This window comes from Acinetobacter sp. UBA1297 (assembly GCF_002307755.1).
Classification (GTDB): Bacteria; Pseudomonadota; Gammaproteobacteria; order Pseudomonadales; family Moraxellaceae; genus Acinetobacter; species Acinetobacter radioresistens.
The window spans coordinates 167,742-183,381 of sequence record NZ_DBUF01000026.1 but is presented as its reverse complement, the minus strand read 5'-3'; the positions used below and the strand labels follow the sequence as shown (position 1 = coordinate 183,381).

The 15,640-nt window shown below is 42.3% G+C and carries 14 protein-coding genes and 1 pseudogene; 5 read left to right on the top strand and 10 right to left on the bottom strand.

The window, feature by feature from the left end:
• Positions 1-18: 18 nt before the first annotated feature.
• From tatC to tatA, 3 genes are read right to left on the bottom strand one after another with little or no spacing between them, the layout of a single operon-like run.
• On the bottom strand, positions 19-801 hold the full coding sequence (tatC, locus tag B3R63_RS11280) for a twin-arginine translocase subunit TatC (protein ID WP_286731163.1): 783 nt from the start codon (positions 799-801) through the stop codon (positions 19-21).
• A complete protein-coding gene (tatB, locus tag B3R63_RS11275) occupies positions 798-1,259 on the bottom strand; it encodes a Sec-independent protein translocase protein TatB (RefSeq protein ID WP_005023338.1) in 462 nt (153 codons plus the stop codon). The genes tatC and tatB overlap by 4 nt, the downstream gene beginning before the upstream one ends.
• Positions 1,260-1,269: 10 nt before the next feature.
• On the bottom strand, positions 1,270-1,494 hold the full coding sequence (tatA, locus tag B3R63_RS11270; protein WP_005016581.1) for a twin-arginine translocase TatA/TatE family subunit: 225 nt from the start codon (positions 1,492-1,494) through the stop codon (positions 1,270-1,272).
• Between the two features lie 152 nt (positions 1,495-1,646).
• Here tatA and B3R63_RS11265 point away from each other — a divergent pair, with 152 nt between their 5' ends.
• Positions 1,647-2,522, top strand: coding sequence for an AEC family transporter (locus B3R63_RS11265; RefSeq protein WP_286731158.1), 876 nt, complete (start codon positions 1,647-1,649; stop codon positions 2,520-2,522).
• 58 nt (positions 2,523-2,580) lie between these two features.
• On the opposite strand, the gene rdgB is transcribed toward B3R63_RS11265, so the two are convergent.
• The 7 genes and pseudogenes from rdgB to B3R63_RS11230 all read right to left on the bottom strand — a co-directional run bounded on the left by rdgB (position 2,581) and on the right by B3R63_RS11230 (position 10,722).
• Entirely contained in the window at positions 2,581-3,213 is a 633-nt protein-coding gene (gene rdgB / locus B3R63_RS11260; RefSeq protein ID WP_005023345.1) for an RdgB/HAM1 family non-canonical purine NTP pyrophosphatase, read from the bottom strand.
• A 110-nt stretch (positions 3,214-3,323) separates the two neighbouring features.
• The gene (locus B3R63_RS11255) at positions 3,324-3,914 is read right to left on the bottom strand and encodes a tetratricopeptide repeat protein (RefSeq protein ID WP_005016576.1); all 591 of its coding nucleotides are present in this window, start codon (positions 3,912-3,914) and stop codon (positions 3,324-3,326) included.
• The gene (gene metW, locus B3R63_RS11250) at positions 3,911-4,504 is read right to left on the bottom strand and encodes a methionine biosynthesis protein MetW (RefSeq protein WP_005016574.1); all 594 of its coding nucleotides are present in this window, start codon (positions 4,502-4,504) and stop codon (positions 3,911-3,913) included. The genes B3R63_RS11255 and metW overlap by 4 nt, the downstream gene beginning before the upstream one ends.
• Entirely contained in the window at positions 4,504-5,664 is a 1,161-nt protein-coding gene (metX, locus tag B3R63_RS11245; protein WP_010699871.1) for a homoserine O-succinyltransferase MetX, read from the bottom strand. Before metX ends, metW begins: the two co-directional genes overlap by 1 nt.
• 83 nt (positions 5,665-5,747) lie before the next feature.
• Positions 5,748-7,461: pseudogene (gene leuA / locus B3R63_RS11240) on the bottom strand (2-isopropylmalate synthase).
• 337 nt (positions 7,462-7,798) lie between these two features.
• Entirely contained in the window at positions 7,799-8,482 is a 684-nt protein-coding gene (locus B3R63_RS11235; protein WP_151838588.1) for a Fe2+-dependent dioxygenase, read from the bottom strand.
• Between the two features lie 11 nt (positions 8,483-8,493).
• Positions 8,494-10,722 (bottom strand): TonB-dependent receptor, encoded by a 2,229-nt coding sequence (locus B3R63_RS11230; protein WP_005405988.1) that lies wholly within the window; start codon positions 10,720-10,722, stop codon positions 8,494-8,496.
• A gap of 499 nt (positions 10,723-11,221) precedes the next feature.
• Here B3R63_RS11230 and tig point away from each other — a divergent pair, with 499 nt between their 5' ends.
• From tig to B3R63_RS11210, 4 genes are all read left to right on the top strand, one after another.
• Positions 11,222-12,553, top strand: a complete 1,332-nt coding sequence (gene tig / locus B3R63_RS11225; protein ID WP_005023356.1) for a trigger factor — start codon at positions 11,222-11,224, stop codon at positions 12,551-12,553.
• Between the two features lie 196 nt (positions 12,554-12,749).
• The gene (gene clpP, locus B3R63_RS11220) at positions 12,750-13,355 is read left to right on the top strand and encodes an ATP-dependent Clp endopeptidase proteolytic subunit ClpP (protein WP_005016556.1); all 606 of its coding nucleotides are present in this window, start codon (positions 12,750-12,752) and stop codon (positions 13,353-13,355) included.
• A 28-nt stretch (positions 13,356-13,383) separates the two neighbouring features.
• Positions 13,384-14,700, top strand: coding sequence for an ATP-dependent protease ATP-binding subunit ClpX (clpX, locus tag B3R63_RS11215; protein ID WP_017400714.1), 1,317 nt, complete (start codon positions 13,384-13,386; stop codon positions 14,698-14,700).
• A 151-nt stretch (positions 14,701-14,851) separates the two neighbouring features.
• A complete protein-coding gene (locus tag B3R63_RS11210; RefSeq protein ID WP_151838587.1) occupies positions 14,852-15,586 on the top strand; it encodes a DUF2846 domain-containing protein in 735 nt (244 codons plus the stop codon).
• Positions 15,587-15,640 lie beyond the last annotated feature (54 nt).

Here is a 15,640-nt window from a genome sequence, read left to right as displayed (position 1 = left end):
GAAATGAAGTTGAAGATCTTAGACTGCTCTACGCCTTTCAATGAGTTTTCCAAAGAAAAGTCCGGTTTCGAAAAGTAGCCACATTGGAATAGCCAGCATAACCATGGAAATTGCATCTGGTGGAGTAACAAACATGGCGACAAAAAAACACCCGACAATAATAAAACGTCTTTTCTCGACCAGTTGTTGTGTAGATACAACGCCAATCAAAATCAGTAGCAAAGTAATAATCGGAATTTCAAAAGTCAGTCCAAATACCAGAAACAGTTTTAAACAGAAAGCTAGGTAACTATTAATGTCTGTCATCGGTGCCACTGTTTCAGGTGACACACTCATGAAGAAATGCAGAATTGAAGGCAGGGCAACAAAATAGGCAAATGCAATGCCGGCATAAAACAAGCTGATACTTCCTACCAATAAGGGCAGGGCTAAGGATTTTTCTTTTTCATATAGCGCCGGTTTTACAAATGTCCAGAGCTGATAAATGATAAAGGGCATGGCAATCATGAGGGCGATAAAGAAATTCAGCTTGAAGGGCGCCATGAACGTCGCGGTTACATCGGTCGCAATCATGGTTGACGAGCTGGGTAACTGGGCCCTTAGTGGTTCTGAAAGTAGCTGATAAGTCCGGTTTGCAAAAGGCAGCAGACAAAAAAATAGAGCAATCAGAATAGCAACAATTTTAAAAAGATGACGGCGCAAAATCATTAAGTGCCGGGTAATGGGCATCTCTTCAAGTTGGGTTTGTGACTGCTCATTTAATATTGGGCCTGGGAGCTGTGAAGGAGAAAGTTGACTCATACAGCCACCTTGAGTTCAGGATAAGAAGACTGTACAGGGCTTTCTGGCTGTTCAGTAATTTGGCAAAAGCAGGCCGGCCGTTCTGGTTGACGAGTCAGGACCAGAGACGGGGCTTGCTCAATAAAAAAGTACTGCGTGGATAAATTTTTATTATGAGTATTTGCATGTTCTTGTAGAGCGTTATCTGCAAAGTTTTTGTGTTGTTGTAGTTCATGCATCTGGGCTTGCATTTTCTGTTCCAGCTCTTGAATACGGGCCATTTCCTGCTGCATCTGCTCACGGAGTTCTGAAAGGCGCAATTCACGGTCCAGATCAGCCTGTACATTACTGACCATACGTTTGATCTTGCCATACCACCTGCCAGCAAAGCGCGCTGCCTCTGGTAACTTTTCCGGCCCAAGCACCAATAAAGCAATGATGCCAAAAGCCAGCAGCTCAGTCATACCAATATTGAGCATGAAAAATACCCTAGTGTTTTACGGTTGAATTTGTGTCAGCACTAACATTCTGGTGTTCAATAGTGCGCGGTTCCTGAAGGGCTACAGTTTGCTGCTCATCTTCGCGAATAGATTTTTTAAAGTCTTTAACTGCACCACCTACATCTTTACCTAAATTTTTAAGTTTTGACGTGCCGAACAGCAAGATAACGACAATTGCAAAAATGACCACATGCCAAATAGATAGTCCAGCCATAGAAAATTCTCCTGTTTTAACTAGAAGATATCTCAACAGGTCTGTATGACAGCCTTGTGACTTATATATTGCAGTTTAAAGACAGCCTGCCATTTAGAGCATTTAATTAATGTTAGTGCTACCATAGCGCCACAACACCAGAGGAAAACCACGTGGCATTGCTTTTACCCCTCTTTGCATTTTTATGTGGTCTGGGACTGGCGACAACTGCATATGCCTCTGCATTAAAAACTATGCTCGCAACCCTGCTGGCACGAGTATTTATACCCGCTGTCATTATTTATAATATGGTGTTTTATCAGGCAGGCAGCCTTAGCCTGATGATATTTAGTTTTATTGTCGCGGTAATTCTATTTTATTTTTTCTGGCTCATTTCTCAAGACAAGCTCCAGTCTTTATGTTTTAGCTATGTAAATATGGCTTGGCTCGGTTTTCCTTTTGCGATTGCTTTATTTGGGCCTGAAATCAGTGCACCAATGGTAGCTTTATATATTGGCGGTTCAATTTTTGGCAACATCTGGGCAGTGACTGCGGTCAGTTCGGAGCAGCAGTCCTGGAAGAGTATTTTGCAAAAAGTGCTTCAATCACCACCAGTAATTGCCCTGACTATTGCTGTATTGTGCCGCTTATTCGGTTTTCAGTATATGCCTGAGCATAAATGGATTGATATGCTTTACGGTCTGGCCAAAATCGGTATGAGCTTTGCGGGGATGTGCGTGCTAGGCATGTGGCTGCGCCGGACGAAAGTTCAGCTAGACGATATAACTTATAGTTTAAAACTGGCTGTACTTAAACTGTGCTGTGGACTGGTTTTATGTAGTCTGACTTATTTTTTTATTTCTATTCCACATATCGGGCAGTATATAGGAGTCATGTTTCTACTGTTCTGTTTGCCGCCGGCGGCAAATATTGTGGCGCTAGAAACTCATTATCAGGGTACTGGAATCTCTACCAAGTATATTGCTTCAGGTACTATGGTGAGCTGCGCAATTATTCTGATTTATGGTCTGCTACTACACATCGTTTAAAGTTCCTTTCTTAAAGAAAAGGAACTTTTCACCCTTTAAAACGAATTTAAACTGTGGCTTATTGATGATTCTGCAAACTTCGTTGGAATAACTGCATGGCCTGCCCGCGATGACTGATTTTATTTTTCTCTTCTTTTGGCAGCTCGGCACTGGACAGGCCAAGTTCTGGTAACCAGAACAGGGGATCATAACCAAAGCCATGTTCACCACGTGGTTTTTCCAGAATCTCTCCTTGCCACACGCCCTCAAAAATTTGCGGTAGCGGATCTTCAGCATGTTGTACTAAGGCCAAAACACAGACAAACATGGCTTCAACCGGTTCTCCGGGTCTTCGCAGAGATTTTAATTCTTCCAGTAAGCGAGCATTATTGGCTGCATCATTCCCATGTTCTCCAGCATAGCGAGCCGAGTAGATACCGGGTGCTCCATTTAAAATCGGGACACAAATCCCCGAATCATCGGCAATCGCCGGTTTGCCAGAAATACGTGCAGCATGACGGGCCTTAATAATGGCATTTTCAACAAAGCTCAACCCGTCTTCAATTGCATCAGCAATATTTAGCTGACCTTGAGGAATGACCTCAACTGGAAGTGCCAGCTGTTCAAACAGTTTTTCAAACTCGGCAATTTTCCCTTTGTTGTTACTGGCCAGAACCAGACTTTCCTGAGATAACCATGTATTTGCAGACATTTTATTGTGCTCGTCACTTTAAGAAACAGTTTAAATATTTTACCTCAAATCGAATGCTTTATTGAGACCATAAAAAAGCGCCCGAAGGCGCCTTAAATACAAGCTTCAAATTATTGGGCCTGAATCCATTTGTCTGCACGGTCACGTGCCATACGAATCTGTTCCTGGGTAAGGTTAGCTGCCAGTGCAGTTTTCTTGCCCTCAGACAGATTAATAACTTTAGTGTCAAGCATACCGTCGCGGGTAGACAGTTCATACCACTGATAAGCACCTACATAGTTCTTTTTCTGCTCTTCCATCATTGCCAAGTTAAAGCTGGCACGGTTGTCACCGCTGCTGGCGGCTTTTTCAAAATAACGGCGAGCCAGAATCTCATCTTTTTTTACGCCGATCCCGTCTGCATACATCCGGCCCACATTCAGTTGGGCAGCAGACAGACCTTGGTCAGCGGCAGCTTTAAACCAGGCAAATGCCTGCTTTTCATCCTTTTGAATATCTTTACCGTACTGGTAATGGGTGGCTAAATAGAACTGGGCACCTGGCTGGCCTGCTTTTGCAGCTTTAACCAGATCATTGATCCCCATAGTTGAATAACGCGCTGCCTGGGCTGCTGTAGATTGTTGTTGTGGAATATAGTCAGCATGCGCCTGGATAGTTAAAAGTCCAAATACCAATGTGCCAATTAAGGTCGTTTTTTTCATAGAGCGCTCACTCGATAAATAGCGACTTCACCAAACAGATTCGGAACATGTTTACTCAGTAAACTACCTTGCTGATTCCCATTCACGGCGAGTCGGTTAATAATTTGGATATCATTTTCCGCGCATAAAGCTTCAAAATCGCGGAACGTACATAAATGAATGTTTGGGGTGTTATACCACATATAGGGTAGAGCATCCGAAACAGGCATTTTCCCTTTAAGAGCCAGAAAAGAACGGGTTTTCCAGTGGGCGAAGTTCGGGAAAGTAATAATAGCCTGTTTCCCTACACGCACCATGTCACGCAGTAACACATCTGGTGCATCCACCGCCTGTAAAGCCTGTGCCATGACTACATAGTCAAAAGACTGATCATCAAAACGGCTCAAACCCAGGTTCAAATCCTGCTGGATAATATTTAACCCGCGACTGATGGCAATTGCAATCTTTTCTTGATCAATTTCTAGTCCATAGGCCTGAATTTGATGCCGGCGGCTCATATGGGCGAGTAATTCTCCATCCCCACAGCCAAGATCAAGGACTTTAGAGCCCGGTTTGATCCAACGTTCTGCCAGCTGCTGATCAATACGCATTATACCGTCTCCTTCGGGGTGGACTTCAGGTGTTCTTCGCCACCAAGAAAAGCACGCAAGGTTTTTACATAAAGCGGAATCGGGAACAAGAACGAGTCATGGCCCTGTTCAGCGTCAATATCCAGATAACTGACCGGTTTATGATTCGTAATCAGAGCTTCTACAATTTCTTGTGAACGCTTTGGAGTAAAACGCCAGTCTGTAGTAAAGGAAATGACCAGAAAACGGCATTTGGTCTGGCTCATGGCCCGGGTTAGGGACTCTTCATATTCACGGGCGGGATCAAAGTAATCCAGAGCTTTGGTCATGATCAGATAAGTATTGGCATCAAAATTACGGCTAAACTGTTCACCCTGATAACGCAGATAGCTTTCAACCTGAAACTCGACATCAAAACCATACATGAATTTTCCGGACTTCAAGTCACGGCCGAATTTTTGCATCATGGCTTCTTGCGAAAGGTAGGTAATATGGCCGACCATACGCGCTAAAATCAGACCGCGTTTTGGATAACTGTCGTGTTCCAGATAGCGCCCATGATGGAAATCCGGATCAGAGAGAATAGACTGGCGTGCGACCTCATTAAAAGCAATATTCTGTGCAGATAGTTTAGGTGCACTGGCAATCACCACACAATTCTTCAAGCGGTCCGGATAATCTACTGACCACTGTAGTGCCTGCATGCCGCCGAGTGATCCACCCACAATTGCGTACCACACATCAATTCCTAACCGGTCTGACAGGAGTGCCTGGGTTTTTACCCAGTCACGTACAGTGACCAGCGGAAAATCCGGACCATAGGGCAGGTTATCATTATCAGGGTTAGGGGAGGTTGGACCGGTTGAGCCATGGCAGCCCCCAATATTATTCAGGGCCACTACAAAAAACTTGTTGGTATCAATGGCCTTGCCAGGCCCAATACAGGCATCCCACCAGCCCGGTTTTTTATCATCTTCATGATGATAACCTGCGGCATGATGATGACCAGACAATGCATGGCAAAGCAGAATCGCATTGGACTTGTCTTGGCTCAAGGTACCATAAGTTTCAACCATCAAGTCAAAACGGGGCAGAATACGTCCACATTCTAGTTCGAGTGGTTCTTCAAATTGAAACTTTTGCGGGGTGACCAGGCCCACTGAGTCGCTTGGAAAAGACACGGGAATGGTTCGCCTTAAATCTTTAAAAATGAATAATAAAAAGGATACCAAGCTCAGGGTATCCTTTCAAAAGGAATTGTATATTAAATCGCGGCAGCAATGACCTGTTCAGGGTGTAATACGCCCTGATCAATCAGGCGGTTAGTACAGGCAAGGATGGCCTCAATTGAAGAGGTTACGATATTGTCGTGTACGCCGGCACCAAAAGCATTTTTACCCGAACCTTTGACTTGCAGTTCGACCAGTGCCAGTGCTTTTGCATTAGCACCTGAACCAATACTGCGTTCTTCATAGTTCAATACATCAATCGGCAGTTGCAAGGCATCCAGAATAGCCGAAATTGGCCCATTGCCTTCTCCACGGATCTGTTGCTTCTGACCATTCATGGTCACTTCAAGTTCAATGACCTGATTACCATTATGGTCGGAAAGCTTATAGTTCTGTGCAATGTAGTGAGTATTTTTAGCTTTGACATAGGTCTGCTTGAACAGTGACCAGATTTCCTGGGCAGTAATCTCGGTTGCGGTCGCATCTGTGTGCTCTTGTACTACTTGTGAGAATTCAATCTGCAAGCGACGTGGCAATACAACGTTATAGTTAGATTCAAGCAAATAGGCGATACCGCCCTTACCTGACTGTGAGTTGACGCGAATTACTGCATCATAATCACGGTCCAGATCTTTGGGATCAATTGGCAAATAAGGCATATCCCAGATTTCTTCATTTTTCTGGAATTCAAAACCTTTCTTGATGGCATCTTGGTGCGAGCCAGAAAATGCAGTAAAGACCAGATCACCTGCGTATGGATGGCGCGGGTGTACAGGCAAACCGGTACATTCTTCAACTGTAGCAATTATTTCATTAATATTGGAAAAATCCAGGTTTGGTGCCACACCTTGAGTGTACATATTCAGGGCAATTGCTGCGACATCGACATTACCAGTCCGTTCGCCATTACCAAATACGCAGCCTTCCACACGGTCTGCGCCTGCCNNGGCCCCCCCCTGCCATAATGGCCAGTTCTGAGGCAGCAATACCGCAGCCCCGGTCATTGTGGCAATGAACTGAAATAATTACGCCATCACGACGTTCAATATTGCGGTGCATCCATTCGATCTGGTCTGCATAAACATTTGGCGTAGAAACTTCTACAGTAGCTGGCAAGTTTAAAATAACCTTATTTTCCGGAGAAGCTTCCCAGATTTCAGTTACAGCATCGCAAACGTCTTTAGCAACCTCAAGCTCGGTTGCAGAGAAACATTCAGGGCTGTACTGAAAAATAAAATCGGTTTCAGGATACTGTGCTGCATATTCTTTCACTTTTTGTGCTGCATTAATCGCTAACTGCTTGGCACCATTGATATCTACATTTAATACCTTGTTACGGAAAGTCGGTGAGTTGGCATTATAGATATGCACAATAGCGCGTTTCGCACCTTCCAGCGCTTCAAAAGTGCGTTGAATCAAGTGGTCACGTGCCTGAACCAGAACCTCGATATAGACATCATCTGGGATATGATTTTCTTCAATCAGCTTACGGGTAAAGTCAAAATCAATCTGTGAAGCAGATGGAAAACCAATCTCAATATGTTTAAAACCGATCTTTACCAGCATCTGGAATATCTTGAATTTCTGTTCAAGATCCATCGGTTCAAAAATGGCCTGATTACCATCACGCAGGTCAGTACTCATCCAGATAGGCGCTTGATTGATTTCTTTATTTGGCCACTGGCGGTCTGGTAAATCGACACGCTGATACATACGACGGTATTTTTTACTTGGGTCAGCCAACATCATGAGGGAACTCCTTATGTAGCAAGGTGGCTCGGATCGAATTTAAGCGCAACGTACTACTTTTATATTAACTATATTTTGTCAAACTATTTAAAATTTCAGGGTATCTTTTAGCCTTATACAGGCAGGTATATATTATGCGCGCGCGAGGCGCAGCATCAGGGGCAAGCTCAGGAGGGAGCCTGTAGGGAGGAGGGCGAGAATATTCGGGTATATATTCATGCCCTTAAAACTACGTGATAAAAAATAAGCTGTCAATCGTTATCTGTAAAATAATCAGACAACTATAATTAATAGAAAAAGCCTATTAAAATAACAGTTTATTTTTTCTTTAACTGTCTTAAAGCTCTGCCCATTTACGCATCAGGTTGTGATACAGATTTGTGAGCTTGATAACTTCCTGATGCTGGTCACCCAGCTGCATGCGAAGGTTTTGTATAGTCTGGTCCAGATTAAACAGCATATGACGTTCCGCATCATCACGTACCATACTTTGTACCCAGAAAAATGAAGCAATCCGGCAGCCTTGGGTTACGGGTGTGACTTCATGCAGACTGGTTGAAGGGTAGAGAATCATGTCTCCGGCTGGCAGCTTGACTTCGTGATAACCATAAGTATCTTCTATCACCAGTTCACCTCCTACATACTCTTCCGGCTCACTTAAAAATACAGTACAGGACAGATCGGTCCGTAACCGCTCATTGGTCCCACGGATACGGCGGATAGAGTTGTCGACATGAAAACCGAAAGCCTCATTATTTTCATAGCGATTGAATAACGGAGGAATGATATCAAGAGGAATGGCGGCCGATAAAAATAATGGGTGCTGTCCTAAAGATTCTAAAATAATTGTACTTAAATGATGAGTAAGAGGATGGTCTTCTGGAAGCTGCTGATTTTGTTTGACCGTGGCTGACAGCGTCCCTGCGGTGACTTTACCATTGACCCACTCAATTCTAGCCATTTCTTCCCGAAAATGCTGGACCTGGGTTTGAGTTAATACATGAGGAATATGATGGATCACGGCTTTNNAGATTAATATTTAAAGTTTAAAGACAGGACAGCATTGCGGCCTTCTGCTTCTGTAGCATAGTGAGAAGCATAGGCTTTAGTGAAATAGCGTTTGTCTGAGAGATTATTAAGGTTCAGCTGCAGGTCAACATTTTTGTTTACATTATAGCGTGCCATGGCATCGTAACGGACATAGCCCGGTACATACTTGGTATTGGCTGCATCACCATAAACTTTATCCGAATAAAATGCGCCAGCCCCTAACGTTAACTGTGGCAATACTTTATAGGTCGTCCATAAAGTTGCACTATTTTCTGGCACATTAGGTAGCTGTTTACCTTTTGCAGGGTTAGGATAAGTACATACACCGGCACGGGTGCAAGATGGGCCTGGATCAGTTAACTCACTATCCAGATAAGAGTATCCTGCTGTAATATCCCACTTGTCTGTAATTTTACCGGTAGCAGAAAGCTCAACGCCATCGACCTTACTTTCACCGCCATTTGTATAGGTGCTTGCATCAAGCTGAATACGCGTATTTTGTTTTTCTGTACGGAAAATGGCAGCAGTAAGATTCAGACGGTCATTAAGAATATTCCACTTTGTACCTATTTCAAATGTACGACTTTCTTCTGGTTTTAAATCCATATAGGCTTGACCAATAGATTCTGAACCATCACCACCATCTACACCTACAGGGTTGGCTGAAGTAGCAAAGCTTGTGTAAATAGAGCCGTTCTTAACAGGTTTAAAAGTTATACCTGCTTGATAAGTAAAGAAGTCTTTATCATTTTCAATTTTTTGACCAGTAGCATGAGTTACTTGTTCTGTGTCAAATTTATCCCAGCGAGCACCTAAATCAACTAACCATTTTGGATTTAATTCAATATTATCAAGCAGGTAAACTGAAGTAACTTTGGTTTTAGTTGTTGTGGTTGCTTTATTGGCTATAGCTGTACCTAACCACTGATCTTTAGAATTCGGGTTGGTAAGAGAGGTACACCAGGCATCATTTATGGCACAGTCACTGTTGAAACCACCTGTAGTAGTGCCTGGATAACCAGGATATGAAGTATTATAGTTGCCCTTATCAGATTTCTGGTCACTATACTCAGCACCCATATTCAATTTATGCTGGATGATGCCGGTATTTAGTTTGCCGGTTAAAGCAAGCTGATCCGTGAAGATCTCTGTATCTGTAATACGAGAATTAATTCGACGCCAGACTTTATCATTGACTACATTACCTTTTGAATCATCAGGCTGCGTCCATAAATAATCATTTTTAGATTTATTAAAAACAGCCGTATTAGTCAAAGTAAAGTTATCATTAATATCATGTTCTACTTTGATCGTACCAATCTGGTTTTCTTGTTTCTGGAAGTCACGATCAAGCAGCCCATAATAGATACCCTGTTTCACATTTACAGGCTTACCAACTGTAGTTTTTTTTGCAATATCATAGTTATATGGAACGCCTGAGTCTGGAGTATCATCAGATTTCAGATAGTAATAACTTAATGTTGTACGCGTATCTGTATCTAAACCAAATGTAATACTTGGTGCAATACCTGCACGTTTATATTCAGCCCCATCAGACTGGCCGGCTTTTTCATTGTGGTGCCCCATAATGGCAACGCGGGCTGCTATCCCATTACCGAAGTCTTTATTACCATCTAGCGTTATACGCTGATAATTATCTGTACCATTTTCAACAGAGCCTTCTAGAAAGTCGCCTTTTTTAGCTACTTTAGAAATCAGGTTGATACTGCCGCCCACTGTGCCTGCTCCGCCCATAGCAGAAGCAGAACCTTTAGTGACTTCAACCTGTTCTACAGCAAACATTTCACGGTTTTGAGAGGTAGCGTTACGAACGCCATCAACATACATTGAACTTTCAGAGTTATAACCCCGAATAAATGGTCGGTCTCCATTTGGATTTCCACCTTCACCTGCTCCTAGGGTAATTCCAGGCACAGTGCGTAAGGCATCACTTAAAGTCGTTACTTTAGTATCTTCAATCAGCTGATTCGAAATAATAGAAACTGATTTAGGGGTATCTAGTAAAGGAGCAACAAATTTGCTATTTGCAGACTGGTCTACCTTTAAGCTTTGTTGTTCTGTGGTGGCTTGGGAGTGAATAGTTTCAAGTTGAGCAACTTGATCTTGTGCAACAGCATGCCCCGCCATCACTGAAAGTGATGAGACAATCGCAGAAGATACGATTTTCTTACGTGTTTTGATGAAAGCCATTTCTTACTCAAAATGTATAGTGTGAAATTGTATGCGAATAATAATGATTCTTATTTTTTATCACCATATTTTTGTATTGGTATTGGCAATAAATTTTATATATTTAATTCAATAAATTAATGTTATATAGTAACTTAGACTTTATAAGTTTTTGATAATTAATGTTTTGTATTACATATGGGAGTTTATAGCTCTTAATAGAATATTTAAATAAAAACTAAATATTCTGATAAATGCTTCTTTATAAAAATTAAAATTGATTAGCGCTTTATTAAAAGGGCAAATTTGACAGAGTTTCCAATATTTTTAATTCTCTATCGATATTAAATAAGGAAGTTAATATTTAATTCGGGACCAAATTTAAAATAATCTTCTTAATTTCATGCAAATCAGGCGAATTCAGGTAGTTTCTTCGGTGTATTTTGTATATCTTTAAATGTTGTCATATAATGTGGCACTTTTTAAAACTGTTATTACTAACACACATATCGAGGAAGCCATGCAAGTAACTTCTGAAGCGGTTTCGGGCGTTGCCCGTCGTTTAAATGTTTCTGTACCGACGAGCCGTATTAACGAGCAGTTTGAAGCTCGCTTGAAACGCACTGCCAAAACTGTGAAGATCAACGGCTTCCGCCAGGGCAAAGTGCCTGTAAACGTTGTACGCCGTGAATATGGCGCTGGTATTTATCAGGAAGTGGTGAACGATATTATTCGTGACACTGTATTTGAAGCGATTCAACAAGAAAAAATCAATGCTGTTGGCATGCCAAATATTGATAAAGTTGAAAATAAAGATGATGCGCTGGTATATGAAGCCACTGTAGAAGTTTATCCTGAAGTAGAAGTTAAAGCTCTAGATACTCTTACTGTTGAGCGTAAAACATCTGAAATTCAAGATAAAGATGTTGACCAGATGATTGAAAACCTGCAAAAACAGCGTCAAACCTGGGTTGAGACCAAAGGTATGGCGAAAAAAGACATGCAGGTCACTTTTGACTTCGAAGGAACAATCGATGGTGAAAAATTTGAAGGCGGTTCTGCAACTGACTTTAAACTGGTCTTAGGCTCAGGCCGTATGATTCCTGGCTTTGAAGATGGCATCATTGGCATGAAGAAAGGCGAAGAGAAAGTGATTGATGTTACTTTCCCTGAAGACTATCAGGCTGAAAATCTGGCAGGTAAAGCGGCACAATTTAAAATTACTGTAAAGCAGGTTGAGAAAGCAAAACTTCCTGAACTGGATGCTGAATTCCTGCAAACCTTTGGTGTTTCTGAAGAAGAAGGAATTGACAAGTTAAAAGCTGACGTTCGTAAAAATATGGAACGTGAAGTTCGTAACGGTCTTCGTAACCAGGTAAAACAGGCTGCATTTGATGCACTGGTTGAAGCAAATGAAGTTGAAGTTCCAAGTGCCATGGTTGCTCAGGAAATCGACCGCCAACGTCAACAGATGATCCAGCAGTTTACCCAGCAGTTTGGTGGTGCAAACGCGCAAACTTTTGACAAGAGCATGCTTCCTGATGAACTGTTTAAAGAACAGGCAGAAAAATCAGTAAAACTTGGTGTACTGGTAAGCAAGGTTTTGGCTGATGCTAAACTTGAAGTTGATCCGGCTCGTGTAGAGGCTTATATCGAAGATATGGCTTCTTCTTATGAAGACCCAACTGAAGTTATTGAGTACTTCAAAAATGATAAACAGCAACGTGCTCAAATCGAGGCTGTTGTGCTTGAAGACCAGGTTGTTGACTATATTCTTGCTGCAGCTCAGGTTTCAGATACAGAAGTGAGCTATGAAGATTTGTTAAAAGAACAGCAAGCTCGTCGTGCTTAAATCTGACTGATACAGAAAAAGGCGCTTAATGCGCCTTTTTTTATACACGTCGTAAATTTGTTAAATTAGTTTATATACACGATATTTCCCCGTTTTTTATTCAATATTCACTAGGGAAAATTTTGCATTTTTGCAAATTATCCCTCATATTGTGGCTATGAGCTGAGTCATAAGAATTTTAGGAATAAATAGCCCTATGTATGTCCCAAGTATTGAAAATGCTTTAGTTCCGGTGGTGGTTGAGCAATCATCTCGTGGTGAACGTTCTTTTGATATTTTTTCACGGCTTCTGCGTGAGCGTGTAATTTTTTTAACTGGTGAAGTTGAAGATAACATGGCCAATCTGATTGTGGCACAAATGTTGTTTTTAGAGGCAGAAAATCCTGACAAGGATATCCATCTCTACATCAATTCACCAGGGGGATCAGTCACTGCAGGTATGGCAATTTACGATACCATGCAGTTTATTAAACCAGATGTAGTGACCTATTGTATGGGACAGGCGGCTTCAATGGGGGCATTTTTATTAAATGCCGGTGCCAAAGGTAAGCGTTTCTGTCTGGAAAATGCCCGTGTCATGATACACCAGCCTTTGGGCGGTTTCCGTGGTCAGGCTTCAGACATTGAAATCCATGCACGTGAAATACTGTTTATTAAAGAACGCCTGAACCGTCTGATGGCTGAACACAGTGGTCAGGACTATGAACGTATTGCACGTGACACTGACCGCGATAACTTTATGACAGCTCAAGCTGCCAAAGAATATGGCCTGGTTGATGAAGTTCTCAGCAAGCGCCCTTAATTTTTAAGATTCAAGTATTGGAGTAAATATGTCCGAACATCCTCAAGGACAAAAGCATTGTTCATTTTGCGGTAAAACGCAGTCTGAAGTCGGGAAACTGATTGCAGGCGAGGACGCTTATATTTGTAATGAATGTGTGGACGTATGCTTGGACCTTGTACAAACCAGCCAGCAAGTCGAAACTGGTGACTGGGCAAGCCGTCCTTTGCCAAAACCGCACGAGATTCGTGCTGCGCTTGACCAATATGTGATTGGTCAAGATATTGCTAAAAAAACATTGTCTGTAGCTGTCTACAACCATTACAAGCGTTTGAAAGTCAGCCAGAATGGACATAAAACAGAAGATAAGGTTGAAATTGCCAAAAGTAATATTTTGCTGATCGGACCGACAGGTTCAGGTAAAACCCTGCTTGCACAAACTCTTGCCCGTCTTCTGGATGTACCATTTGCTATGGCAGATGCCACCACTTTAACTGAAGCCGGTTATGTGGGTGAAGATGTCGAGAATATTGTACAGAAGCTTTTGCAAAAAGCTGATTACGATATCGAGAAAGCACAGAAGGGTATTATCTATATCGATGAGATTGATAAGATTACTCGTAAGTCTGAAAATCCATCGATCACCCGTGATGTTTCTGGTGAAGGTGTCCAGCAGGCTTTGCTGAAAATGATTGAAGGTACAGTGGCTTCTATTCCACCTCAAGGTGGACGCAAGCATCCACAGCAGGAATTTATCCAGGTAGATACCTCAAATGTCCTGTTTATCTGTGGCGGCGCTTTCTCCGGATTGGAAAAAATTGTACAGCATCGTCAGGAAAAAGGTGGAATCGGCTTTACTGCAGAAGTAAAAAGCAAAGATGAAACTAAAAAGCTTGCCGAGCTGTTCCGTCAGGTAGAACCGGCTGATCTGGTTAAATTTGGCTTGATTCCAGAATTTATTGGTCGTCTGCCAGTGATTGCAACACTTGAAGAGCTGGATGAAGATGCACTGATGCAGATTCTGACAGAGCCTAAAAATGCATTGACCCGTCAATACCAGTATCTTTTCAATATGGAAGATGTGGATCTGGTATTTGAAGATTCTGCCCTACGTGCTGTTGCTAAAAAGGCACTAGAACGTAATACCGGAGCACGTGGTCTACGCTCTATTTTGGAAAATGTCCTGCTCGAAACCATGTATGACCTGCCAAGCCGTAACGATGTCGGGACAGTGGTCATTAATGAGGCAGTAATCAATGATGGTGCTGAGCCAGAATATCGTTCTGAGCGTTTGCCGCGTCAAGAAGGTGAAGAAGGGGCAGTCCCTAAATCTGAGCTGAAGGTTGTGAATACCAAATCTGCCTGAGTCTGATTGGCTATTCATCTGAAACGTGCCGAGTGTAATCCACTGGGCACGTTTTTTTATTTTCAAATTTACATGCGGGTGTTAAGCTCAATAGAATGTTAATGCAACATGATAAAAATTTAAAACAAGAAAAACATGGTAAGGGATAATTATGCGCTATTTATTGCTGACAATACTTGGTAGCGGAATGCTATGGGGATGTCATACTCGACCTGTTTCGCCTCCAACTCCGGTTTTGGTCTCTACGTTAAAAAATATAGATCTGAGTCAGTCGCCTTCTATGCTAGAGCAGCACCGGGTTGGAATGTTTTCAGTTGGTTCCTGGGTAAACCAGAAACCGGGACAGCTTTTTCAGCGAGTTAAGCCCCAACATCCGCAAGCTGCAGTGGTATATCTGTACCGTCCGGATAGCCGCTGGAACCGGCAGGAAGTAGTAGCACCTAATTTTTTTCTGAATGGTGAGCGTATTCCGAGTCTGATCAGTAATCATTATTATTGGCTGGAACTGGCCGAGGGTCATTACCGCTTGACTATTAGCCGGCCCTTAGGCGTAATACATTTTCAAAAGCCGATAGTGGCTGACTTTAAAGTGAGTGCTGGTCAGCAGTATTTTCTGAAGTATGAAGAAGAGAAATTTCGGGGCTCACCTGACCATAATCTTGGTTTATTGCGCGCAGGACCATTAATACAAATGCCTGTCAAACAGGGACTCCGTGAAATTCGCACTACCCAGCTTAAAAGTCCCGGACTTAATTTCGCTGCTTTTACTGATGCACAGGGTAAATTAACTGAACCCAAGCGTAAAATTGTCAAACAAAATTATGAAGAAGGTGAAGAGCTGGCTTTAAAGAAGCGTTTTAAACTCTGGAATCCTTTAACTTGGTAAAATTAGTTTTCTTTTCTTAATATCTAACTAAGCAAATAAAAGCACAGGATTAGA

Coding starts and splice junctions, on each gene's coding strand:
- tatA (WP_005016581.1), bottom strand. CDS start 1,494: ATGGCTGGACTATCTATTTGGCATGTGGTCATTTTTGCAATTGTCGTT.
- metW (WP_005016574.1), bottom strand. CDS start 4,504: ATGCGTATTGATCAGCAGCTGGCAGAACGTTGGATCAAACCGGGCTCT.
- tig (WP_005023356.1), top strand. CDS start 11,222: ATGCAAGTAACTTCTGAAGCGGTTTCGGGCGTTGCCCGTCGTTTAAAT.
- tatB (WP_005023338.1), bottom strand. CDS start 1,259: ATGCTCAATATTGGTATGACTGAGCTGCTGGCTTTTGGCATCATTGCT.
- B3R63_RS11255 (WP_005016576.1), bottom strand. CDS start 3,914: ATGAAAAAAACGACCTTAATTGGCACATTGGTATTTGGACTTTTAACT.
- B3R63_RS11230 (WP_005405988.1), bottom strand. CDS start 10,722: ATGGCTTTCATCAAAACACGTAAGAAAATCGTATCTTCTGCGATTGTC.
- clpP (WP_005016556.1), top strand. CDS start 12,750: ATGTATGTCCCAAGTATTGAAAATGCTTTAGTTCCGGTGGTGGTTGAG.
- clpX (WP_017400714.1), top strand. CDS start 13,384: ATGTCCGAACATCCTCAAGGACAAAAGCATTGTTCATTTTGCGGTAAA.
- tatC (WP_286731163.1), bottom strand. CDS start 801: ATGAGTCAACTTTCTCCTTCACAGCTCCCAGGCCCAATATTAAATGAG.
- rdgB (WP_005023345.1), bottom strand. CDS start 3,213: ATGTCTGCAAATACATGGTTATCTCAGGAAAGTCTGGTTCTGGCCAGT.
- B3R63_RS11210 (WP_151838587.1), top strand. CDS start 14,852: ATGCGCTATTTATTGCTGACAATACTTGGTAGCGGAATGCTATGGGGA.